Source organism: Mesobacillus stamsii (assembly GCF_030814065.1).
Lineage (GTDB): Bacteria > Bacillota > Bacilli > Bacillales > Cytobacillaceae > Mesobacillus > Mesobacillus stamsii.
Genome location: NZ_JAUSUN010000006.1, coordinates 37739 through 60655, shown reverse-complemented (window position 1 = coordinate 60655; position 22917 = coordinate 37739). Strand labels below are relative to the sequence as shown.

The window sequence follows — 22917 nt, the reverse complement described above, 5'->3', positions numbered from 1 at the left end:
GAATAATAATGAACCAGAACATACCATCGAAAAATCGAGGGTATATCATAAATGAATATGATGCACTTAAGAAAGTCATTCTTTGCCAGCCACAATATATGACCATCCGGGATGTCATAAATGAAACTCAAAAACATTTTAAGGATGAGGGAATTCATATCGAGCTTGCCTTGGAGCAACATCAAAAATTTGTGAATACATTAAAAGATTACGGTATTGAAGTCATTCTGCTTCCGTACCATAAAAAGTTTCCAGAGCAAGTCTTCACTAGGGATGTTGGCTTCACCCTCGGCGAAACCATTTTTGTTGCAGAAATGGCAAATGACGTCCGAAAAGGCGAGGAGGATGTATTGAAACAGTGGTTAGAGGATGAAGAGATCTCCTATTACAATCTTCTAGGTGATAAGATTGAGGGCGGCGATGTAATCATTGATCAGGACACCGTATATGTAGGCATGAGCAATAGGACCAACAAGCAGGCAGCCGACCATCTGCAGGGATTGCTACCGAATGTGGACGTTAGGGTCATTCCCTTTAAAGAAGAATACCTTCATCTTGATTGTGTTTTCAATGTTGTCTCCCCTACTGTTGCTTTAATTTACCGGCCTGCTTTGACAGATTCAGACATTCAATTGTTTAGCTCCCGTTATGATCTGATTGATGTTAGCGAAGCAGAACAATTTACTCTTGGTACCAATGTCCTGAGTATCGGAAACAAACAGATTATCAGTCTGCCTGTAAACAAAGAAGTGAATGAACAGCTCAGAAGGAAAGGCTTTAAAGTAATCGAAGTTGATATTTCGGAGATTATTAAATCCGGAGGCTCCTTTCGCTGCTGTTCATTGCCGATTTTGCGCGAGAGGAATATAAAATAGTTTCTTCTATCCCTCAAGTTGTCTGTAAGAAAATCATTGGAAGCAGGTGACCACCGTCATTTGCTTTTGTTTTTTTCTGCTAAAATTGTTGGCGAAATCTTTAGTTATAACAGATTAATAAATAATTTGCTGTTAAATATCAGGTTTTGATTGTCCTTTGAGTTTTATTATCTTATAATTCAAAATAGAAAAAAATAAAATTTGAGGAGGATTCATTTGGAAGCTTTCGTTTCTTGGCTCAATGGGATTTTGTGGAGCAACCCGGTCATTTATATTATTCTAGGCATCGGCCTGGTATTCTCCATCCTGACACGTTTTTTACAAGTAAGACTCATAAAGGACATGATTATGCTCATGTTCCAGGGGAGAAGTTCCGATGCGGGCGTTTCATCTTTTCAGGCCTTATCTATCGCTTTATCTGGCCGTGTAGGAACTGGTAATATCGCTGGTACTGCCACTGCGATTGCGATGGGTGGACCTGGTGCGGTTTTCTGGATGTGGGCAATCGCGTTCATTGGGGCGAGCAGCGCTTTTGTTGAATCAACATTAGCCCAGATTTACAAGGTTAAGCAAGATGGTCTTTATCGCGGCGGTCCTGCTTATTACATTGAGAAAGGTCTTGGCATCAGATGGTTTGCGATTGCTTTTTCTATAGCGGCATTGCTGGCAATGGCCCTTTTAATGCCGGGGATTCAGTCAAACTCGATTGCGCTTGGCCTTGAGAATGCTTTTGGTGTCAACAAATCAGTATCTGGTTTGGTTATAATCGTTCTTTTAGGATTCGTCATTTTTGGAGGCGTAAAAAGGATTGCAACAGTTGCCCAGTATACGGTCCCATTCATGGCAATCGGATATATCCTTGTTGCTCTTATCATTATTGGAATGAATATTACTGAAGTTCCCGCGGTTTTCGCTTTGATTTTCAAAAGTGCTTTCGGTGCTGACTCTATGTTTGGCGGTATCGTGGGAAGTGCGGTTTCTTGGGGGGTAAAACGAGGTATTTATTCCAATGAAGCTGGACAGGGTACAGGACCTCACGCAGCTGCTGCTGCAGAAGTATCCCACCCAGCTAAACAGGGCCTTGTCCAGGCATTTTCTGTTTATATCGATACTTTATTCGTTTGTTCTGCTACGGCATTCATGATCCTGTTCACCGGTATGTTTAATACAGTTGGGGCTGATGGCGCGTTCATCGTCGAAAACTTGAAAGGTGTAGAGGCTGGTCCAGGGTATACACAAGCTGCTGTTGATGCGGTACTTCCTGGTTTCGGAGCAGAATTTGTTGCAGTAGCACTATTCTTTTTCGCTTTCACAACCATCATGGCCTATTATTATATGGCCGAGACAAATATTGCTTATCTTCTCAGAGGAAGAAATGGTAAGATACCGATGTTTGTCCTGAAAGTTGTCATCCTAGGAGCAACTTTCTACGGTGCTGTGAAAGAAGCATCACTTGCATGGGCGCTGGGAGATGCTGGTCTCGGATTGATGGTATGGCTGAATCTGATTGCCATTGTCCTGCTCGCTAAGCCGGCACTGATTGCTTTGAAGGACTATGAGGAACAGAAAAAGCAAGGGCTAGATCCGGTGTTCAATTCCAAAAAGCTCGGCATTAAGAATGCTGAGTATTGGGAAGACGAATATTCTTTCAACCATGAAAAAGAAAAAGTGTCATAAGAGTGATTTTTGTGAAGAGCTACCTGATCAAAGGCAGCTCTTCTTTCTGTTTTCGTTTCATCATATTGTTTTAGTGGAATGGGAAGGATGATAGTATCAAAGACGTAGCGGGGGAATTTCATGAAGTTGTTATGTATTGACGGTGGCGGTATTAGAGGTGTTTTCCCGATCGCCATCCTGAAGGCGATCGAAGAAGAATTCGGCAAGCCTGTAGGCAGTCTGTTCGATGTGATCTCAGGAACTAGTACAGGATCCATCATTGCCGCTTCCGTTGCTTTGAATAGATCGATGGGGGAATTGATGGATAGGTACGAATTTTATGGAGAAAAGATTTTTGTCAAAAAATCAAAGATTGGTTTTTTTACAAGTGTATACAGTGACCGTTATTTGAGGAGGCTGCTGAAGCAAGCTTTCCAAGATCTTACCCTTGGCGAAATAAAAAAACCTCTTTTAATTCCTGCAGTTGATATTACTCATGGAAAACCGTATGTCCACCGCTCAGACTTTGGTTATTCATCGGAAAAAGAACTTTCAGTTAAATTATGGGATGCTGTCCTTTCCTCCTGTTCGGCGCCGATTTATTTTCCTCCAAACAATGTTAATAATCAGTTTTTATCGATTGATGGGGGATTGTGGGCCAATAACCCATCATTGGTTTGTTTGACTGAGGCATTGCATCACTTTAAAATGGAGCTAGAGGAAATACAGATTCTCTCCATCGGGACAGGCCAGCAGAACATCGCTTTTAAAATGGAGGAGAATAAATACTGGGGAATTCGTCAGTGGCTGCCATTCCGTTTTCCATCATTGAAAATAACCCCTAAGCTATTGGATCTGGCGATGGACTTATCATCTGAATCCGTCTCTTATCATTGCAGGCTTTTGCTGAGTGATCGTTATCTTCGCTTGAATACTGAATTATTAGAGGAAGTTCCTTTTGACGATTTTACTTACACTGCAAAATTAAAAGAAATGGGAAAACAGGTTTTTGAAAGGAACAAAGGAAAAATCACAGCATTTCTTTCTGAGAGTTAGCTCGCACCATTTATAGGGAATACTATTTACATGAGGAGGAACAACTATGGAAAAAATGGAAGTTGGAGAAGTATTTACAATTAGCGACGAAAGCGAGATCGAGCAAGAGGTCGAGGTAATCGCAACATTGAACATAGACGGATCTGATTATGTTGCTGTCAGCTTTGTGGAAGACTTGAAAATAAGCACGGACGAAGAAATTGATATCTTTTTTCTCAAGCTTGACGAAGATGGAGATTTTGCTGCCATTGAATCTGATGAAGAATTCGAAAAGGTTTCTGTGGCTTTTGATGAAGGCATGATCGAAGAAGAATAGTGAGAAGAGGAGAGGATTGGAAATTCCATTCCTCTCTTTTTTGATTGCCATGATTAAAGGAAAATAGGTGGACTATAGCAGGAAATTATTCGCGAATGTCGAATTGATTTTTAAAGGAGTTGATGCAATTGGATAGCGTTATCCTCGTAACCTTTAAAATCAAGGGAATCCCGATTCCTATTAAAATAGCATCTACTACAGAACCAAGCAAAGACCAAATCCTCAAAAAAATTACTGACTTAGCCAATGGATATGACTTATCCGGTCAGATTCAATTCAAGAAGCTCCTAATAGAGCATGGACATAAGATGTATATTTATGAAATTGGAGATAAAAAATGCATTGTGCTGGTAGAAAGACTTGAAAAAATAAAAGAGTTTGAAGAAATGGGTTCATAGTAATGTTCTTTCAAGTATCACAGCATCAAAAAGAAAAGGGAATAAGCTGTCCTTTCATCTAAGTAGTATAAAAGATAGGAGTGAATGAAATGACTACACAAAAAATAAAAGCAGCAAACACAGAAATCAGTTTTTATGAGGAAGGAAATGGAAAACCGATTGTTCTTATTCATGGTTTTGCTGGCGGAAAAGAGTATTGGGACAAAGTACTTCCTGAATTAACCAAAGAGTACAGAGTAATCGCCATCGATCTTCCAGGACATGGCGAGTCAGGCATGGTAAACGACAGTTATAAAATAGAGGATTATGCATTTTTGGTAAAAGACTTTCTTGATCATTTAGGGATTGAGAAAGTGACTATGTTCGGTCATTCGCTTGGCGGATATATTACTTTAGCTTTTGCCGAGCTTTATCCACAGTACTTAAACGGATTTTCCCTGGTTCACTCCACGGCAAATGCTGACACGACTGATGCGAAAGAAGGCAGGGACACGAATTCAGAAAAAATACAGAAGCAAGGTACTGATTCATTTATCGAGGAACTTTCCAAAAAGCTCTTTTCGCCTGCTAACCTCGAGTTGAATATTGTCGAAATTTCCGAGATAGTCAAAATCGGCCTAAAGACTTCTGTGAAAGGACTTGTTAGTGCCCTGTCAGCAATGAAAAACAGGCCGGACCGAAATCATGTTCTGGAAGAGACTGAGCTTCCGGTGCTGTTGGTTGCTGGAGAACTCGATCAAATTGTTCCTCCCGAGAAAACATTTACGGTTGATAAACCAAATATCCAAAAATACCTTATTAAAAACAGCGGACATATGAGCATGTTTGAACAGCCCCAAGATCTAGTGAGGGCAATGAACGAATTCCTTAGCAAACTATAAATGCCCATCAGCCAGCCATTTAGATCAGGCTTCATTTTTTCTTATTTTAAGGTATAATATTATTTGTGAAATGCTGCATGGCTTTTATTCTATTATGGATGGCTTGCAGTTAACTGATATAACTGGAAAGAGAGTGGACTATATGGGGCGTAAATGGAACAACATCAAAGAAAAGAAAGCTTCCAAGGATGCGAACACTAGCAGGGTTTATTCTAAATTTGCACTAGAAATTTATGTTGCAGCCAGGCAGGGTGATCCAAATCCGGAATCAAACCAAGCTCTGAAATTTGTCCTTGAGAGAGCGAAAACATACAATGTACCGAGAGTCATTATTGATCGTGCTATCGAAAAAGCCAAGGGCGGGGGAGAAGAAAGCTATGATGAGCTTCGGTATGAAGGCTTTGGACCTAACGGCTCGATGATTATTGTAGATGCACTTACCAACAACGTAAACCGGACAGCTTCCAACGTACGCGCTGCTTTCGGGAAGAACGGAGGCAACATGGGAGTAGCCGGTTCCGTTTCTTATATGTTTGATAAAATAGCAGTAATTGGTTTTGAAGGAAAATCGGCCGAAGAAGCTTTGGAAATTTTGATGGAAGCAGATGTGGATGCACGTGATATCCTTGAGGAAGAGGATTCGGTAATTATTTACGGGGAGCCTGAACAATTCCACGCTATACAGGAAGCTTTCAGGAATTCCGGTATTACAGATTTTACAGTTGCCGAATTGACGATGCTTCCACAAAATGAAATTTCCCTCGAGCCCGACTCACTTGCCCAGTTTGAGAAGCTTGTAGATGCGCTGGAAGATTTAGAAGATGTCCAGCAGGTTTACCATAATGTTGATATGGAGTAAGATAAACAACCCATTCCGCTGATGGAATGGGTTGTTTTTGCATGGGAGACATTATTGTATACTACGGTTTAAGGACGACTTTGATGCAGCCATCTGTTCTTGTGTCGAAAATCTGATAGCCGTGTTTAGCCTGGTCGAGTGGGAGAACATGGGTAATGACGTCACTTAAGTCCATTTTTCGATTAGAAACAAGATCGTAAAGAAAAGACATATATGGGATTACTGGAGCCTGTCCCATTTTCAAATCTACATTTCGCTGGAACAGATCCCCCAAGGGAAAGGCGTTATATCTGCCTCCATATACACCTGTAATTTGGATCGTACCAGCCTTACGAACTGCTTGTGAAGCAATCACCAGGCCGCCCATCGCACCGCCTTGCAGCTTCATGCCTGTCGCCAAGTATTCTAATGGTGACATTTTTGCACTCATGCCGGTGCAATCAATGACGATGTCTGCACCGCCATTTGTGATTTCCTTAAGAAATTCACCGGTATTTTGATGTTCCTCTATATTCACTATTTCCACTTTATTGGTCTTTTTCGCATGTTCCAAACGATAGGTCAAATGATCAACAGCAATGACACGCTTTGCACCTTTGTACCACGCAAATTTTTGTGCCAGCAAGCCAACCGGGCCACAGCCTAATACCACTACCGTATCCCCCGGTTTTACCCCAGCATGATCGACACTCCACAATGCTGTCGCAGCTGCATCTGCCAGCAAGACAAGTTTTTCATCCTCGACTTCACAGTTCTCAGGTATTTTAAAAGGTGTGAAATTTCCATAAGGAACACGCATATATTCAGCTTGTCCGCCTGCATAACCGCCGGTAGTTTCTGAGTAGCCAAAAAATCCGCCCATTTCCCCATGTGGATTTGAATTATCACACTGTGATGTAATGTCATTTTTACAATACCAGCATTCTCCGCAGCTAACATTAAAAGGAATGATCACACGGTCACCCTTTTTTAGTTTTTCTACGCCAGGACCAACTTCTTCTACTACACCCATTGGCTCATGTCCAATAACATAGTCAGTAGGCAAGTTAGGGATCATCTGATGAAGCAAATGCAAATCGGAGCCGCAAATTGCCGAAGCAGTTACTTTTATGATAATGTCGTCCGAATTTTTAATTTGAGGATCTTTAACATTTTTGACTTCTACATTCTTGCTGCCTTGGTACGTAACGGCTTTCATATCATCTTACCCCCTTTATTTGTTTGGTGTCGCGAACATTCCAAGACGGTCCGTGTCCATTGGGAATAACTCCATTTTTCCAATACTGATTGCCATGTCAGCGGACTTCAAATCCAATTCCATTTGTTTTCCGACATCATGAGGGTAAAACCAGCCTTTTTCAATCATTAAATCCGAAATTTCGGCATGGAGATCAATGGCCTGTTCCATCTGTTTGTAAAAAATCTTACGCAGGTCCCCATTCGCTGTTTCGGTCAAAGCAATACCGTAAGTATGTATGCCATTTTTAATCCCTAGAAGAAAATCTAGCGCAAAGGATGCATCAGCCATCTCGGGCATGTGCTCAGCACCCTGTGGATCAAGATAATCCATTTCCATTATTGGTCCCCTTCTTTCATTAGTTTTGTCCTGGCTTCTTCATAATAGGTCTTCAATTCTTCTACAGCTGCAATCGATTGTTGCACTTCTTTTTCCATTAGAGCTTTTAAGTCATTATCAAAGCAAAGTCCTTGGATTAATTTTGATTTCAGGATACTAATCGTGTTAAAATTCAGTATTTCATGTGCTTCCATCGTTTCGTGGAATGCAAGCGTATCTTTTTCCATTAAGGTCACCTCCATAGAAAGAACATAGTTATTTTTCCAATAAAGCCATCACTTTATGCAGGAATGGAGAATAAGCTTTCATTTTAAAGGAAGCATAAGGAGAGACGTTTATTTTTGGGAGGAAAACCAATACCAATGACCAAATATCTAGGAATACATGAAACCCTTGAATTGCATGAGGTACTAATTTTTAAAACGGTCACATTGACCAAAGCCACCACAATGGGCTTACTTGTAAAAGACATGAGACTGAAAGAAATCCTGACAAATGAAGTAGCTGCATCAAGTACACACATTGAACGGATGAAGGAGCTGTACAGGAGGGAGGTAAATCAGGTATGACAATTTTGCATAACCTAGCTGGAATGGCTGGGATGACGGATCAAGTAATTGCGGCAGATTATTTGATTTCCATTAAATCAACAATCCGCAATCTATCTTTTGCCATCACAGAAACCGCCACTCCCGAGTTAAGAGATGCTTTTCGGGAACAATTAAGGTCCGCTGTAGCCAGCCATGAAAACATCACCAACTATCTGATTGAAACTGGATTTTATCATCCAAACGACCTCAGTGAACAAATCAGAGTGGATCTAGATAATGCAAATACTGCTTTGAAGCTTGCTGATTAAATTCAAGAAGTTAAGGCTGCCAATCCAAGGAAGCAGCCTTTTTGAGCGTCAACAATTGTTAATCTCCTTGATTTTTTACGGAGGAATTCAAAAAGAAAGGTTAGAATATAATAAACCAATGTCGAAGAAAATGGGGGAGAGCCATGTACAATATTCTTTTGTTTACGGATTCCGGGGTGGATGATTCACTGGCCTTGATGTATGCCTTGCTACATCCGCAGCTGAATATTGTCGGCGTCGTAACCGGCTATGGAAACATTACAAAAGAACAGGCAATCAACAATGCTGCCTATTTATTGCAGCTAGGTGGAAGAGAAGAAATACCAATCATCGCTGGCGCTTCTGGCCCATTATCCGGTGAACTGGCAACCTTTTATCCAGAAATCCATGGTCCCGAAGGTCTTGGTCCAATCAGGCCGCCAGCGGACTTTGGAGAGGTAGAAGTTTTTGATATTGATAAGATTCTGGATCTTGTGAATGAATACCCGGATAATCTAGTGATTGTCGCTGTCGGAAGGCAAACGGAACTGGCAATCCCATTTATCCTGTATGGCGAGGATGCCTTCAAAACTGTTAACGCTTTTTATATCATGGGAGGAGCATTCCTAGTTCCCGGAAATGTCACAGCAGAAGCTGAAGCAAATTTTTATGCAGATCCGATTGCAGCCAATCAGGTTCTGGAAAAGGCAAGAAATGTTTTTCTTCATCCGCTGAACATTACCAATAAAGCCATCGTCCCACCAGCTGTCATTGACTACCTTGCAAAGAACAGCCAGTCTCCTTTCAAAAATCTGATCAAACCTGTATACGATTATTACTTTGAAGCTTATAAAGAGAATGTACCTGGTATCCAGGGAGCACCGTTGCATGATGTAATCACTTTAAGCGCTCTCGTGAATAGAAACCTGGTCAAATATCTGCCTAGAAGAGTAACCGTCGAATTGTTCGGCCGTGCCAAAGGGAAAAGCATGGCAGATTTCAGGCCAAAACCAGAACCTGAACGCCTGTACGTTTTAAATATATCTTCTGAATAATCTAAAAATAGAACTGTGAATAAGTAAAATATTTTAATATGATATATTCGTAATAACTCCAGTTTTAGAAGGAAGGGATATGATTGGATTCTCAAGAAAAATGGAATTCAAAATACAAGGATCGATTGACTAAGAAAACAGAAGCAGAACCAAATACTAGATTAATGATGCAGTCAGGCTACTTGACGGGAGGGGGAGCACTCGACATCGCGTGTGGCCTTGGAGGAAATAGCTATTATCTTGCCGAGATAGGTTATGAAGTGACAGCAATTGATATATCGGATGTGGCTGTTGACTATGTTCAAGAGCATGCGACCTGTAATAAGCTGAATATTACTGTTAAAACTGCTGATCTTACTAAACAAACATCGGTTTTTACAGGCCGGAAATATGATCTGGCGGTGGTGACCTACTATCTTGATCGTTCATTGTTTCCACTGATGAAGGAATGGATTAAAACAGATGGATATTTGTTCATAGAAACCTTTTTTCAAAATGGTTCTTCGGGAAACCAGAGTGTTTCGAATCAATATAAACTGGAGTCGAATGAATTGCTGAAAGAATTCAGTGACTGGAGAGTTCTCTACTTCGAGGAAAATGAACAGGAAGGACGTCAGACAATTTTTTGCCAGAACCGGCGATAGACTAAATATCTTTAGAAAAAAGCAGAACCAGATAAATCCTCTGTTTCTGCTTTTTTAAGGATAGATAGTTATATAATTTTTGCTATGACTCTGCATTCTAGTTTCAAGGCAACAAACAAGAAGGAGAATGATGCAGCCATCCTGAATAGCGAAATCAGATTCAAAAAAAGCCCTAAATAACCATTATTTATTAATATAGTATATTCTCTTAAAAACGGACAATCGGGCAGGAGGAGAAGGGTTCGTGATGCCTTAACGAAAAATTCTTTTTAGTTTACATAACATAAATTCTCGGAAGTTAAATAAAATATATCTCAATATTAGAGTATACTTAAATCAGTGAGATAAAATAAAAAAAAATCATTTAATTTACATGGCAAGCGAATATTTCATGCTTTTTCGTCGGGTGCTTTATCCTAACCACCAATTTTATGTTCTGACTCAACTTTACATAATATTATTATGCAAAACAAAAGGTATCCTCTATTTACTTGTAAACCGAAAAAACACAGTACTAGCCTGTGTTTTTTCGTGGTTCAGCTTCTTATATGGCCATTCCCTCTATTTTAATGCGACTTCAGTTCGATTACCTTTGCGTGCTGCAGTTTCCAGGTCCCCTTTTCATATACCCAGGTTGATTCCAGGTTTGCAATACCGTCAGCATTGTAGGCACCGTTTATTCGCTGTATCCCGATTAATTCGTATTGTCCAGCTTCGCCTTTGAATGGCTTTAAACTTCCGAATGGTAGCACCATCAATTCAGTCGGTTCGTTCAATTTGCCATCTTGATAAAGACCAAGTCTGTCATAGTCCACTTTTCTTTCACTTAAATCAAAACTGTAGGACTGCCCTGTTTGCTCTATTCGAACAGAGGCCTTGTAACCATCTTCGAATTGGCTTGTGACAGATAAAGGTTCCGGTACAGACAAATTAACAACCTTAAAATCTTTTAAGGTGTATAAATAATAATTCGACAATCCTCCACTCCCGCCAGTAGGAATGCTGACGAAAATATCCTTTACCGAATCGTGATTAAGATCTTTGTATTCTGTGGTCGGGTCATACCCTCCATCGAGATCAATCTTATATGTATTGCCATTTGATGCTTTGATTTTTAGATAAATCTCCTTGAGGTACCGTGTCCCTTCTTCAAATGGGATACCTTTTACAAAAACTAGATCTTTTTTTCCATCACCTGTAACATCCACTTTTTCTTTCGTTCCTGTTACTGACTCCGTTTCCTTCGATTCACCTGCGTATGCTCCTGTTAGTGCTGTCAACGACATTAAAAAGAATGCGGTGATAATGATTAAAATTTCCTTTTTCATTGTGAATTCCTCCCTTATAGTTAATATCTCTTTATATGGGAAAAAAATACACTTATCGAGAGAAATTTTAGTCTTTTTATATAAAAAAAACACAGCAAATCCGCTGTGTTTTTTCATCATTTTATTTTAGTCTATTTCCTTATTTTCCCTTTTCCAAACGGATTTAAGTTTACCTGTTTCATTTTCATCAATAATGAAGGACCCATTTGTGTAACGGTCACTGTTCCTCAAATCTGCTGCCTTTAGCGAAACAATCTGCTGCTTTTCAGATAGGAAGAATAGTTCATCTTCTCCCTTGACAGCTTCAACACCGATAATCCGATGTGGATTTGCCTTCAGTTCTCGCAGCATCACGACTCCGCGTTTTGCACGGGATGTTTTCTCGAATTCAGAAGAAAGCTTCATTTTCTTCACTGCGCCGCGCTGGGTTGCAATCACAATGGATGGATTTTCATTGTCATCGATGATTTTACCGCCCACGACATAGTCTTCATCCTTTAGATTCATTCCCTTAACCCCGGCTGCGCGGATTCCAATTGGACTAACGTCTACTTCGCTGAACCATAAGCCATAGCCAAAATGGGAAGCAAGAAATAGATCCATGTTTCCATTTGTTAAATGGACATCGATGACCCGGTCATCTCCTTTGACATTGATGGCGGTCAAGGGTTTAGAATACCTCTGAGCTTTATAAAGACTCAATTCTGATTTCTTCACCATCCCGTTTTTCGTAACAAATAAAAAGAACAGGTTTTGTTCAAAATCGGTGATAGGTACAGCTTTGATGATTTCTTCATCCCGGTCAAGCGGTACGATATTGGCCACATGCTGTCCAAGATCTTTCCAGCGGATGTCAGGAAGTTCATGAACAGGTAAATACAGGTAGCTTCCTTTATTGGTGAACAACAGAAGGACATCCTTTGTGTTCATATTTAATCGGGATAACAGCCTGTCAGTATCTTTTATCGCGAAATCCTGTTCATTTGATGCCGCATACGATCTTTGACTTGTACGTTTTACGTAGCCATCCTTCGTTACTGTGACAATTACATCTTCACTGGCAATGAGTACCTCAAGATTGATTTTGATTTCCTCGATTTCTTTCTCGATTTTCGTCCGGCGATCATCAGAGAAGCGCTTCTTGACATCCTTTAACTCCTTCTTGATAACGGCCGTTAGCTTTTTCTCGCTTTCAAGAATGGCAGTGAGCTCTTCCACCTTCTTGGCAAGCTCATCCGCCTCTGCTTGAAGGGCAGTAATATCAGTATTTGTCAGGCGGTAAAGCTGGAGGGAAACAATTGCTTCCGCCTGAACTTCAGTGAATTGGAACTTCTGGATCAAATTATCTTTCGCATTGCGTTTATCCTTTGAAGCACGGATTGTAGCAATTACTTGATCCAAGATCGACAAAGCCTTCATTAGCCCTTCGACAATATGCTGGCGGTCTCGTGCTTTTTGAAGGTCAAACTGCGACCGTTTCGTTACTACATCCTTTTGGTGACCAATATAGGCATCTAGAAGTTCTGCAAGACCCATCAATACTGGCCGTTTCTTGTTGATAGCAACCATATTAAAGTTGTAGGTGATTTGCAAATCGCTGTTTTTGTACAGATAGTGCAGAACACCGTTTGCATCTGCTTCTTTCTTTAATTCGATCACTACCCGAAGACCTGTTCGGTCCGTTTCATCCCGAACCTCAGAAATACCTTCCACTTTCCGGTCTAACCGGAATTCATCCATTCGCTTGACCAGGTTTGCCTTATTGATTTCATAAGGAACTTCTGTGATGACAATCTGTTGCTTGCCACCACGAGTATCCTCTATTTCCGCTTTGCCACGGACGATAATCTTTCCCTTGCCAGTCTTGTACGCTTTGGCAATCCCTTCGATCCCCTGGATAATTCCGCCTGTTGGAAAGTCTGGTCCTTTGATCACTTTCATCAGATCCTCGACCGTGCATGCAGGGTTGTCCATCCTCATAATAACCCCATCAATCACTTCCGCTAAATTGTGAGGTGGAATATCTGTGGCGTATCCAGCTGAAATTCCCGTCGAGCCGTTGACTAGCAGGTTTGGAAACATTGCCGGGAGCACGGTAGGCTCACTGGACGTATCATCAAAGTTTGGGATGAACTCAACTGTCCGCTTTTCGATATCCCTTAACAATTCACCGGCAATTGCTGATAATCTTGCTTCTGTATATCGCATTGCCGCTGGAGGGTCCCCATCGATGCTTCCGTTATTGCCGTGCATGTCCACCAGATAATTTCGCACTTTCCAATCCTGGCTCATCCGAACCATTGCTTCATATACCGATGAATCACCGTGTGGATGGTAATTCCCGATCACATTACCGACTGTTTTAGCGGACTTCCGGAAACCCTTTTCACTTGTGTTGCCCTCAACGTGCATGGCGTATAAAATTCTCCGCTGCACAGGCTTCAGGCCGTCGCGAGCATCAGGAAGGGCACGTTCCTGGATAATATACTTGCTATACCGGCCAAATCGGTCGCCTAATACATCTTCTAAAGGAAGATCACGAAATTTTTCCACTGAACTCATTCGCCTTCAACCTCCTCTGGCACGGAGATATTTTCATTTTCCAAAATATTGCCGTCTTCCTCAAGTCCAAAAGAAACATTCGATTCGATCCATTTCCTGCGGGGTTCCACCTTGTCCCCCATAAGGGTTGTGACTCTCCGCTCCGCTCTTGCCGCATCATCAATTCGAACGCGAATCAAAGTCCTAGTCCCAGGGTCCATCGTTGTTTCCCAAAGCTGATCTGCATTCATCTCGCCAAGACCTTTGTAACGCTGGATAATATAGCCTTTGCCGATCTTTTTGATGGCTCCTTGTAGTTCATCATCACTCCAGGCATATTCAATGATTTCCTTTTTGCCAGTCCCTTTGCTGACTTTATACAACGGAGGAAGGGCAATGAAGATTTTTCCCGCTTCTATGAGGGGCTTCATATAGCGATAAAAGAAGGTAAGCAATAGCACCTGAATATGGGCACCATCCGTATCGGCATCGGTCATGATAACAATTTTATCGTAGTTAATATCTTCAATATTGAAATCCGACCCTACTCCCCCGCCGACCGCATGGATGATCGTATTGATTTCCTCGTTTTTGAAAATATCCTGAAGCTTTGCTTTTTCGGTATTAATGACCTTTCCGCGCAATGGCAGTACAGCCTGGAATTTTCTGTCGCGCCCCTGCTTGGCAGAACCTCCCGCAGAATCCCCTTCCACAAGGTATAATTCATTTTTCGCCGGGTTCTTTGATTGAGCTGGAGTCAATTTACCTGATAGAATGGCATCCGTTTTTTTTCGCTTTTTCCCGCTGCGCGCATCTTCACGTGCTTTGCGGGCAGCCTCCCGGGCCTGGGAAGCTTTGATCGATTTTCGGATCAGTAAAGTACTTACGTCTGGATTCTCCTCGAGAAAATACGACAGATGTTCCGATACGACCGAGTCGACTGCGGATCTTGCTTCACTGGTCCCCAGCTTCCCCTTCGTCTGCCCTTCAAACTGAAGCAGTTCCTCAGGAATACGAACTGATATGATTCCTGCCAGCCCTTCGCGTATATCCGCTCCATCAAGGTTTTTGTCCTTTTCCTTCAGCAATCCAACCTTACGGGCATATTCATTGAACACTCTCGTCATCGCCGTCTTTGCCCCTGCTTCATGTGTGCCGCCATCCTTCGTCCTAACATTGTTTACGAAAGAAAGAACGTTTTCCGAGTATCCATCGTTGAATTGAAAGGCAAATTCCACTTCAAATTTGCTATATTCGCCTTCAAAGCTGACTACCGGATGTAGCACATCTTTTTCTTCGTTCAAATATTCAACAAATGCCTGAATGCCCGTTTCAAAATGAAAGACATCTTTCTCGTTATTTCGGTCATCGATCAGCTCAATTGTTAAGCCTTTCAGCAAAAAAGCAGACTCACGCAGCCTTTCAGAAAGTGTGTCATAGTTATATGTCAAAGTAGAAAAAATTCCTTCGTCTGGTTTGAAATGAATTGTCGTCCCTGATTGATTTGTCTTGCCAATTTTTTCAAGCGTAGTCGCCGGCTTTCCGCCATTTTCAAATCGCTGCTCATAAACAAAGCCATCGCGTTTGATCGTGACAACCAGCCATTCAGATAGGGCATTAACGACGGATGCGCCAACACCATGCAAACCGCCGCTTGTTTTATAACCTCCTTGCCCGAATTTCCCTCCAGCGTGAAGGACGGTAAGGATAACTTCCGGTGTTGGTTTTCCAAGCTTATGCATCCCAGTAGGCATTCCTCGTCCTTTATCCTGGACACTGACCGAATTATCTTTATGAATTTTGACGATGATGTGATTCCCAAAGCCGCCAAGTGCTTCATCAACGGAGTTATCAACGATTTCATATACGAGGTGATGAAGGCCTCGCGTATCTGTGCTGCCAATATACATGCCCGGTCTTTTTCGAACCGCTTCTAAGCCTTCCAGTACCTGTATGGCATCATCATTATAATCAAAAGCTTGCTGATTTCTTGCCACGAACATACCCCTTTCATTTCTAGCAAACAACATTGACGGTTTTTTTGTATAAGGTCAATGAATTCTTAAGTATTCCTCTTTTTTGTTAAAAAGTATGAAAAACTGCTTTTTTTCCAATCAGAACAATTGTTCTCTTTGTTTATTTTACCATAATAATGGCGTCTATGCTTAATTGTAGCGATTAATTGAAATTTGGCAAACAGATTTAAAAAAATAATTCCATATAAAAAAGCGAACGGTACCTTTTGACCAGAAAAAAATTTTGCCTATGTTGGTTTCCATTCATGAACTGCCAGCGATTACCGCCGTTAATTTCCCCTTTTGTTTTGCATGATAAGAACAAATTCATTTTTTGGAGGGCTTTAACAATGAAATTGGCGAAGGTTTTCACCCTGGGGGCATTACTAATTTTCGTTCTTGCCCTTAATGCAGGTGGAGTGTTCAAGAATGAGCCTGCTCAAAGCGATCAACAGAATACAAAAACTCTCTCATCTAGCCAACGAATTATGATGATGCACTCTATGGCAAACGTAAATAATATTGAATCGGGAGAGAAAATCAAGAAACATCTCCATTCTCAAGAAAATATTACGCTTATTTTTCATAATAAAAAAGATACAAGTCATTATTATGATCATGAGGCTGCTGTTGATTTTATTACGGAACCAAGTGCTGACGAATTAGATGAAATGACCCGCGACATTAAGGGCTGGGTCGTTAAACACCTAAATTCGGTGTATATCTTTCGGTCAACGTCCATGGAAACACCGCAAATGGTTGAATATTTCAACGAGCGGCCGAACGTTGAATATGCAGAGCCTAATTTTATCCTGATGCAAAACGAGGTATCCAGCCCAAATGATTTGCTATATCAGGAGAATTACCAATGGAATTTGCCAGCGATCGGAACAGAAGAAGGCTGGAACATTACACGCGGCAAAGAACAAATTGAAATAGCCATTGTCGATACAGGCGTTGACCTGGATCACCCCGAGTTAAGGAATCGAATTGTCGCAGGGTATAATGTCATAGACGAAAATCAGGAACCTGATGATGACAATGGCCACGGTACACATGTGGCTGGAATCATCGCCTCGGAAACGAATAATCGGGAGGGTGTTGCTGGCATAACATGGTTCAGCAAGATCATACCTGTAAAAGCAATGGGAGCGAAAGGCTATGGTACTACATTTGATATTGCAAAAGGAATCATTTGGGCAGTCGACCATGGCGCAGATGTCATCAATTTAAGCCTTGGCAATTATCAGCCATCAAAAGTATTGGAAGAAGCTGTTCGTTATGCTTATGACCAAAATGTCGTAATGGTATCAGCAGCAGGGAACGACGGATCCAATCAACCTACTTACCCTTCGTCTTACCCAGAGGTTTTAAGCGTGGCAGCAGTGGATTATAACGGAAACAGAGCGAGCTTTTCGAACTATGGAGATTATATTGATATTGCTGCTCCTGGGGTGAACATACCGAGCACTTTTTTTCATTCTCAGTATGCAGCTCTCTCTGGAACATCGATGGCTGCTCCACATGTCGCAGGTCTGGCCGCTTTGATTAAATCAGTTAACCCTGATTTAAAAAACTCCCAAATCATCACCATCATAAAAAACTCTGCGATTGACCTTGGGGAACAAGGAAAGGATATCGATTATGGAAATGGCTTGATCGACGTGAATTCCGCCCTGCAGGAGGCTAGCCAAAAACAGACTCCCAAAAGAACCAGGCAAAGATCGTTATTCAACTGGCTGAATTAAATTCAAAAGCAAGCCGCCAGAATGTTTGGCGGCTTGCTTTTACATGATCTGAAATAATTGCGGATCGACATTGGCTAAAAGTGGACTGAGTTCTCCTCTCGAAAGAATATAAAGCTCATGCATGGCCCTTGTACAAGCCGTATAGAACAACTTCCTTTCCTCATTCCTTGTGTAGGAAGAGGAATCAAAAATAATGACCGCATCAAACTCGATCCCTTTTGCCAGATAGGATGGCACGACATTGACGCCGTTTTCAAAGGTCAAGGTACCTTTTTCAATCAATCTTGCTGCATGCGCCTTCTTAATGGATTCGAAAGCCTCTTTGCTTTCCGCTGCTGTTTTGCAGATGATGGCGATATTTTTATGACCATTGTTCTTAAGGACTGAAATGATTTCTTCCGTCCTTTCCATATGGTTGGCATCGTCCGCATGATTCACGATTACCGGCTTAGGTCCAATACGATGAAAGGGATCAATCAAATTTCCTTCTTCAATCAACTGCCTCGTGAATTCAACTATCTGCTTTGTAGATCTGTAGGTTTTTGTAAGCTTATAGGTTTCTTTTTCCCCAAAATCCAGCATCGCGTCGGCAAAAATGCTTGGGGCACCGGTCGGACCAGAGTAAATCGCCTGGTTAATATCGCCTAGCAGCGTCATTTTGCTGTATGGGAATAGATTTTTAATATACGCAAATTGGAATGGGGTATAGTCCTGGGCTTCATCAATGAATACATGACGAATCGAAGAGTTCGACTTCCTTCCTTCCACGAGATCCTGAAGGTAAAGAAAAGGCGTTGCATCCTCATAAGAAATATATTTTGCCTTGAGGGTATGGATTGTCCGATCACAAATGGATCGCCAATTATCAGGAGCACCCTCCGCCTGAACACTTGCCTCCTTGAAAAAATCGATAAAAATGGCGTTGTAATGGATAAATTTTAGTTTTTTTACTGCCTGGAACAATGGCTTGAATCGCCTTTTTACAACCAGTTCAGACAGCCATTTTGCTTCCATGTCATAGTCATGGAATGTATCTTCAGCTTCAGCTTGGTGCTTCTGACTCTGCTTAAAAGCTTCGAGATAATCTTCCTTTTCAAGAAATTGAATTTCATTTTCTACCCACTGCTGTGATTTTTCTGCTTTGGCTTTTTTCTTGAGTTCCTTGATCAGCCATTCCTTAACGAGCTGAACCCTATTTGGAATGGCAATGCCCTTGTCGAGTGAGTCATAAAATTCAGCAATCTCTTGCTTTGAAATTATCGTGCGTTTTTTTAAGATCAAGCTTTTAAAGACAAGTGTCTCCCTGGATAACTTCTGTTCATACTGATCCAGTAACTCTTTAAATTCCAGGCTCGCTTTGAAACGGATTCCTTCAACCCTTTCCTGGTAGCTCTCATCCTTTTCCGCTGCAAGCAGGAATTCCATCTGCGCAAAGGGATCCTCCAACTCATATTCAGCACCGAAACGGGATAGAAGATACTCCAGGAATGTAGCCTGCTGCATGTTTTCTTCTCCGAGTTCCGGCAGTACTGTCGCTACATAGCTATTAAAAAGCGGGTTCGGAGAGAATAGCATGATGTTTTCTGAAGAAATGATCTTTCTGTACTTGTAAAGTAAATAGGCGACTCGCTGCATAGCAGCAGACGTTTTGCCGCTTCCGGCCGCCCCTTGGACAACAACAAGACTGCTTGAATCATTGCGAATAATCTCGTTTTGTTCCTTTTGAATGGTCGCTACTATTGTTTTCATCTGATTGTCAGCATGATTGCCGAGAACTTCCTGAAGCATCTCATCCCCGATTGTTACCCCAGCCTCGAACATCGCCTTTATTTTCCCTGCCTTAATGACAAACTGGCGCTTGAGCTCCATCTCCCCTTGAATGGTCTCTGTATCCGTTTCATACTGTGCATGTCCAGGGGAGTAATCATAATAAAGGCCTGAGATCGGTGCTCTCCAGTCATAAATCAGGAAATTTTCTTCCTGTTGATCCATAAGCGAGGCGATACCAATGTATATTTTCTCTGCTTGACTCAGGCCTTCTTCTTTAAAATCAACTCTGCCAAAATAAGGAGAGAACCTTAGTTGGGAAAGTGTCTTCAGCTGTTTTACCATTTGCGATTGGGTACGCTCCCGCTCTGACAGAAGAGCAGCTTGTTGCTTGATGCTTGTGAAAGTTTCCGCTACATCATCCGCTTCATCAAAATTTACGGTTACATCCTCCCAAAAGGTCTTTCTGATCTGAAGGGCATCTGAGCCAACCTCAGTAGAATTCGCTTTCCACTTTGCAGCCTTGCGATCAATTTCTTCCATGATGACAAAAATACGATCTTGTTCCATTCTCAAGGCGTCTTGCTGCTTTTCCTTCATGAAATCCACTCCCACAACGATTCCTCTTTTACTTGACAGCACTTAATTTTTATGCTAGAATTAAATTTTCAAAAAAACAAACCACTATATCAACTTCCATTTTACTATTTACCTATTTCGATTTCAAATACATTTTCTTAGCAAAACTCCTTTCGTGGTGTTTTTTTATACATCATGACTGTAACCTATTTTAACTATCAAAAAACCGCGAACTGCAATTACAGTGTCGCGGTTTTTCTTTTCACTTGGCTAATTTGATCAGTGAAGCTATATTCGCAGCAGTATTTCTGACATACGTACTGGCATTTTCTAAAGCATCTTCAAGAGAGATCGCTCCTGGTACCACACTAAATAATACATCTATCCCGTGTTCGTGCACAATCACACTGTCCTTTGCTACGTTCCCAGCGATTGCGATTACAGGGATGTTGTGCCGTTTTGCCGTTTTTGCTACCCCGATTGGTGTTTTGCCAAAAATTGTTTGTCCGTCGATTTTTCCTTCACCTGTAATGACAAAATCAGCATCCAACAGCTGCTGTTCAAGCTTTGTTGCCTCAAGAACGATATCAACGCCTCTTTTCAATTCTGCTGATAGGAATGCCAGCAGTCCTCCGCCAAGTCCACCTGCGGCTCCTGCACCAGAAATGTGTTCAATATCTTTTCCAAGATCTTTGCGGATAATTTCTGCGTAATGATGAAGATTTTTATCCAGTATTTCGATTATTTCTGCAGTTGCGCCTTTTTGTGGACCAAAAATACGGGATGCGCCTTTCGTACCAGTTAAGGGGTTATCCACATCACAGGCAACTTCAATTTTTACCGAAGTCAAACGGCTATCAGCTTGCGTCCTATCGATCGAAACCAATTCGCTAAGAGATCCACCACCTTCGCCGATCTCCTTTCCATCAGCATTGAGAAACCGGATACCAAGGGCTCTCGCCATTCCTGCTCCCCCATCATTCGTAGCACTGCCCCCAATACCGATGATGATCTGTTCCACACCATAGTCAAGTGCAGCTACAATTAATTCTCCAGTACCTCGAGTAGTGGTAATAAGTGGATTACGTTTCTCTCTGGGTACCAAATGAAGTCCTGACGCTGCAGCCATCTCGATGATTGCCGTCTTTTCATCACCCGATAAACCGAAAAATGCATCAACAGCATCTCCAAGCGGGCCTGTTACAGTTTTTGAAACAATCCTTCCATGAGTTGCATCCACAAGAGATTGTACAGTGCCTTCCCCGCCATCCGCCATTGGTACTTTTACAAAGATCGCTTCAGGCAAAATCTTTTTCATGCCTGCCTCGATCGCAGTTGCTGCTTCAAGTGCCGTCAGACTTTCCTTGAAGGAGTCTGGAGCTATTACGATTTTCATACTCTATGTCTCCTCTCGTTAACCACGGAGTGATTTGTAAGAAATGGCCTGGATTTCTAAGTAATCCAGACCATATATGTTTCTTTTCGTTTTATAGAATGTTCCTAGAGATCTATCCAAAGAACTTAAAGATTCCAAAAATCAGCGTGGAAACGATGGCAAGTGTCAAACCAATAGCTGTTTCATACGGAATCAATTTCAGGCGCTCTTTAATCTCCATATTGACACTTCCGCCAGTTGCGTGGAAGAAGCTTCCGTGCGGAAGGTGGTCCAGCACTGTAGCGCCAGCATGTACCATCGCCGCACCCGCCAATGCAGTTACGCCCATTTCCAAAATAGTTGTTCCAAATACCTGTGAGGCAACAGCGGTACCAGCAGTCGTGGAAGCCGTAGCAGCAGACATGAAGATACCCGATACTGGTGCCAGAACAAAGGCTGGAAGTCCAAGTGCATCTAGACTGTTGATGAGAACATCCTTTAAGCCTGAATTTGCGATGATTCCCGCCAAAGTACCTGTACCAAGCAACATGATCGCTACACCCGACATTTTCCCAAGTCCTGATACAGCATAGTCATTGATATGTTTGATCCGTCCCATTGCTAATGCTCCTGCAATCCCCCCGGCTGGCAGGGCAATCATCGGATCGATGTTAATGTCAAACAATGGTCGAAGGGCTAGCAAAATAATCGTCACTAATGGGGCAACAATCGCAGGCACGACAAGCGGAAGCTCCCCTTTAACTTTCGTTTCGCTCTCCTCAACGGAAACACTAGAACCTTTATGAATCAATTTTTTAGCTATAAAATATGTTACAGCAAGTCCAAATATAGCTGGGATGATTCCTGCTGCCATGATTGAAGTCAATGGAACACCGAACGCATCTGCCGCGGCAATTGCATTGGGATTTGGTGACATGATGTTTCCAGCTTTTCCTCCGCCTATCATTGCAAGCAGAATTGCTGTTTTTGAGATGCCCGCTTTGCTGGCAATTGCCAAGGCAATGGGGGCAACAGTGATAACAGCTACATCAATGAATACACCAACTGTCGTAAGGATCAGCGTCGCAATTGCCAAGGCAAGCAGCGCTCGAGTTTCCCCGACTTTTTTAACAATCGTTTCCGCAATGACAGCTGCAGCACCTGATTCAATCAAGACCCCAGCCAGCACACCTGCAGCCAAAATGCGCAATACCGCAGGAATAATTCCTTTGGCACCCTCCATCATCAAGGTAACCGTATTTGTAACATCAACACCACCAACGAGACCGCCAATCAATGCTCCGGCGATCATTCCGTACGCAGGTGAAACTTTCTTCAGAATTAAAAATACAGCTACAATAAGGGCTACTAAGGCTCCGAAAGCGCTTACCTGAATATCCATGTTGAACT

The 22917-nt window shown here is 42.0% G+C and carries 21 protein-coding genes; 12 read left to right on the top strand and 9 right to left on the bottom strand.

The window, feature by feature from the left end; genetic code table 11:
• Nucleotides 1-8 precede the first annotated feature (8 nt).
• The 7 genes from J2S25_RS06810 (at nt 9) to J2S25_RS06780 (ending at nt 6041) form a co-directional block, all read left to right on the top strand.
• Complete coding sequence (locus J2S25_RS06810; protein WP_044391162.1) at nt 9-875, top strand: dimethylarginine dimethylaminohydrolase family protein; 867 nt, start codon at nt 9-11, stop codon at nt 873-875.
• A gap of 216 nt (nt 876-1091) precedes the next feature.
• The gene (locus J2S25_RS06805) at nt 1092-2552 is read left to right on the top strand and encodes an alanine/glycine:cation symporter family protein (protein WP_044391164.1); all 1461 of its coding nucleotides are present in this window, start codon (nt 1092-1094) and stop codon (nt 2550-2552) included.
• A gap of 120 nt (nt 2553-2672) precedes the next feature.
• Complete coding sequence (locus J2S25_RS06800; protein WP_044391166.1) at nt 2673-3587, top strand: CBASS cGAMP-activated phospholipase; 915 nt, start codon at nt 2673-2675, stop codon at nt 3585-3587.
• A 46-nt stretch (nt 3588-3633) separates the two neighbouring features.
• Nucleotides 3634-3903 carry a DUF1292 domain-containing protein gene (locus tag J2S25_RS06795; protein WP_044391168.1) on the top strand — a complete coding sequence of 90 codons (270 nt, stop codon included), beginning with the start codon at nt 3634-3636 and terminating at the stop codon, nt 3901-3903.
• Nucleotides 3904-4031: 128 nt separating this feature from the next.
• On the top strand, nt 4032-4301 hold the full coding sequence (locus J2S25_RS06790) for a hypothetical protein (protein WP_044391169.1): 270 nt from the start codon (nt 4032-4034) through the stop codon (nt 4299-4301).
• 89 nt (nt 4302-4390) lie between these two features.
• Nucleotides 4391-5182 (top strand): alpha/beta fold hydrolase, encoded by a 792-nt coding sequence (locus J2S25_RS06785; RefSeq protein ID WP_044391171.1) that lies wholly within the window; start codon nt 4391-4393, stop codon nt 5180-5182.
• A 142-nt stretch (nt 5183-5324) separates the two neighbouring features.
• Nucleotides 5325-6041: a YebC/PmpR family DNA-binding transcriptional regulator gene (locus J2S25_RS06780; RefSeq protein WP_044391173.1), complete on the top strand. Its 717-nt coding sequence runs from the start codon at nt 5325-5327 to the stop codon at nt 6039-6041.
• A 61-nt stretch (nt 6042-6102) separates the two neighbouring features.
• Here J2S25_RS06780 and J2S25_RS06775 read toward each other — a convergent pair whose 3' ends face one another.
• The 3 genes from J2S25_RS06775 to J2S25_RS06765 are packed head-to-tail and all read right to left on the bottom strand — an operon-like array spanning nt 6103 to nt 7844.
• A complete protein-coding gene (locus J2S25_RS06775) occupies nt 6103-7239 on the bottom strand; it encodes a zinc-dependent alcohol dehydrogenase (RefSeq protein ID WP_044391174.1) in 1137 nt (378 codons plus the stop codon).
• A gap of 15 nt (nt 7240-7254) precedes the next feature.
• Nucleotides 7255-7617, bottom strand: a complete 363-nt coding sequence (locus J2S25_RS06770; protein ID WP_044391175.1) for a spore coat protein — start codon at nt 7615-7617, stop codon at nt 7255-7257.
• Nucleotides 7617-7844: a hypothetical protein gene (locus J2S25_RS06765; RefSeq protein ID WP_044391177.1), complete on the bottom strand. Its 228-nt coding sequence runs from the start codon at nt 7842-7844 to the stop codon at nt 7617-7619. The genes J2S25_RS06770 and J2S25_RS06765 overlap by 1 nt, the downstream gene beginning before the upstream one ends.
• Nucleotides 7845-7979: 135 nt before the next feature.
• On the opposite strand from J2S25_RS06765, the gene J2S25_RS06760 reads away from it, so the two are divergent.
• The 4 genes from J2S25_RS06760 (at nt 7980) to J2S25_RS06745 (ending at nt 10154) form a co-directional block, all read left to right on the top strand.
• The gene (locus J2S25_RS06760; RefSeq protein ID WP_044391251.1) at nt 7980-8186 is read left to right on the top strand and encodes a hypothetical protein; all 207 of its coding nucleotides are present in this window, start codon (nt 7980-7982) and stop codon (nt 8184-8186) included.
• Nucleotides 8183-8476, top strand: coding sequence for a spore coat protein (locus J2S25_RS06755; protein WP_044391179.1), 294 nt, complete (start codon nt 8183-8185; stop codon nt 8474-8476). Before J2S25_RS06760 ends, J2S25_RS06755 begins: the two co-directional genes overlap by 4 nt.
• A 143-nt stretch (nt 8477-8619) precedes the next feature.
• Nucleotides 8620-9510 (top strand): nucleoside hydrolase, encoded by an 891-nt coding sequence (locus J2S25_RS06750; RefSeq protein ID WP_044391181.1) that lies wholly within the window; start codon nt 8620-8622, stop codon nt 9508-9510.
• Between the two features lie 83 nt (nt 9511-9593).
• Entirely contained in the window at nt 9594-10154 is a 561-nt protein-coding gene (locus J2S25_RS06745) for a class I SAM-dependent methyltransferase (RefSeq protein ID WP_307191562.1), read from the top strand.
• A 566-nt stretch (nt 10155-10720) separates the two neighbouring features.
• Here J2S25_RS06745 and J2S25_RS06740 read toward each other — a convergent pair.
• The 3 genes from J2S25_RS06740 to parE form a co-directional block, all read right to left on the bottom strand.
• The gene (locus J2S25_RS06740) at nt 10721-11482 is read right to left on the bottom strand and encodes a YybI family spore inner coat protein (RefSeq protein WP_052806937.1); all 762 of its coding nucleotides are present in this window, start codon (nt 11480-11482) and stop codon (nt 10721-10723) included.
• A 126-nt stretch (nt 11483-11608) separates the two neighbouring features.
• Nucleotides 11609-14044, bottom strand: coding sequence for a DNA topoisomerase IV subunit A (gene parC / locus J2S25_RS06735; protein WP_044391183.1), 2436 nt, complete (start codon nt 14042-14044; stop codon nt 11609-11611).
• Nucleotides 14041-16020, bottom strand: coding sequence for a DNA topoisomerase IV subunit B (gene parE, locus J2S25_RS06730; protein WP_044391185.1), 1980 nt, complete (start codon nt 16018-16020; stop codon nt 14041-14043). The genes parC and parE overlap by 4 nt, the downstream gene beginning before the upstream one ends.
• A gap of 368 nt (nt 16021-16388) precedes the next feature.
• Here parE and J2S25_RS06725 point away from each other — a divergent pair, with 368 nt between their 5' ends.
• Complete coding sequence (locus J2S25_RS06725) at nt 16389-17786, top strand: S8 family peptidase (protein WP_044391186.1); 1398 nt, start codon at nt 16389-16391, stop codon at nt 17784-17786.
• Nucleotides 17787-17825: 39 nt separating this feature from the next.
• Here J2S25_RS06725 and helD read toward each other — a convergent pair whose 3' ends face one another.
• The 3 genes from helD to J2S25_RS06710 form a co-directional block, all read right to left on the bottom strand.
• Nucleotides 17826-20153: an RNA polymerase recycling motor HelD gene (gene helD / locus J2S25_RS06720; RefSeq protein WP_307191561.1), complete on the bottom strand. Its 2328-nt coding sequence runs from the start codon at nt 20151-20153 to the stop codon at nt 17826-17828.
• Nucleotides 20154-20394: 241 nt separating this feature from the next.
• A complete protein-coding gene (locus tag J2S25_RS06715) occupies nt 20395-21528 on the bottom strand; it encodes a glycerate kinase (RefSeq protein ID WP_044391190.1) in 1134 nt (377 codons plus the stop codon).
• Between the two features lie 112 nt (nt 21529-21640).
• Entirely contained in the window at nt 21641-22909 is a 1269-nt protein-coding gene (locus tag J2S25_RS06710) for a GntP family permease (protein WP_044391191.1), read from the bottom strand.
• Nucleotides 22910-22917 lie beyond the last annotated feature (8 nt).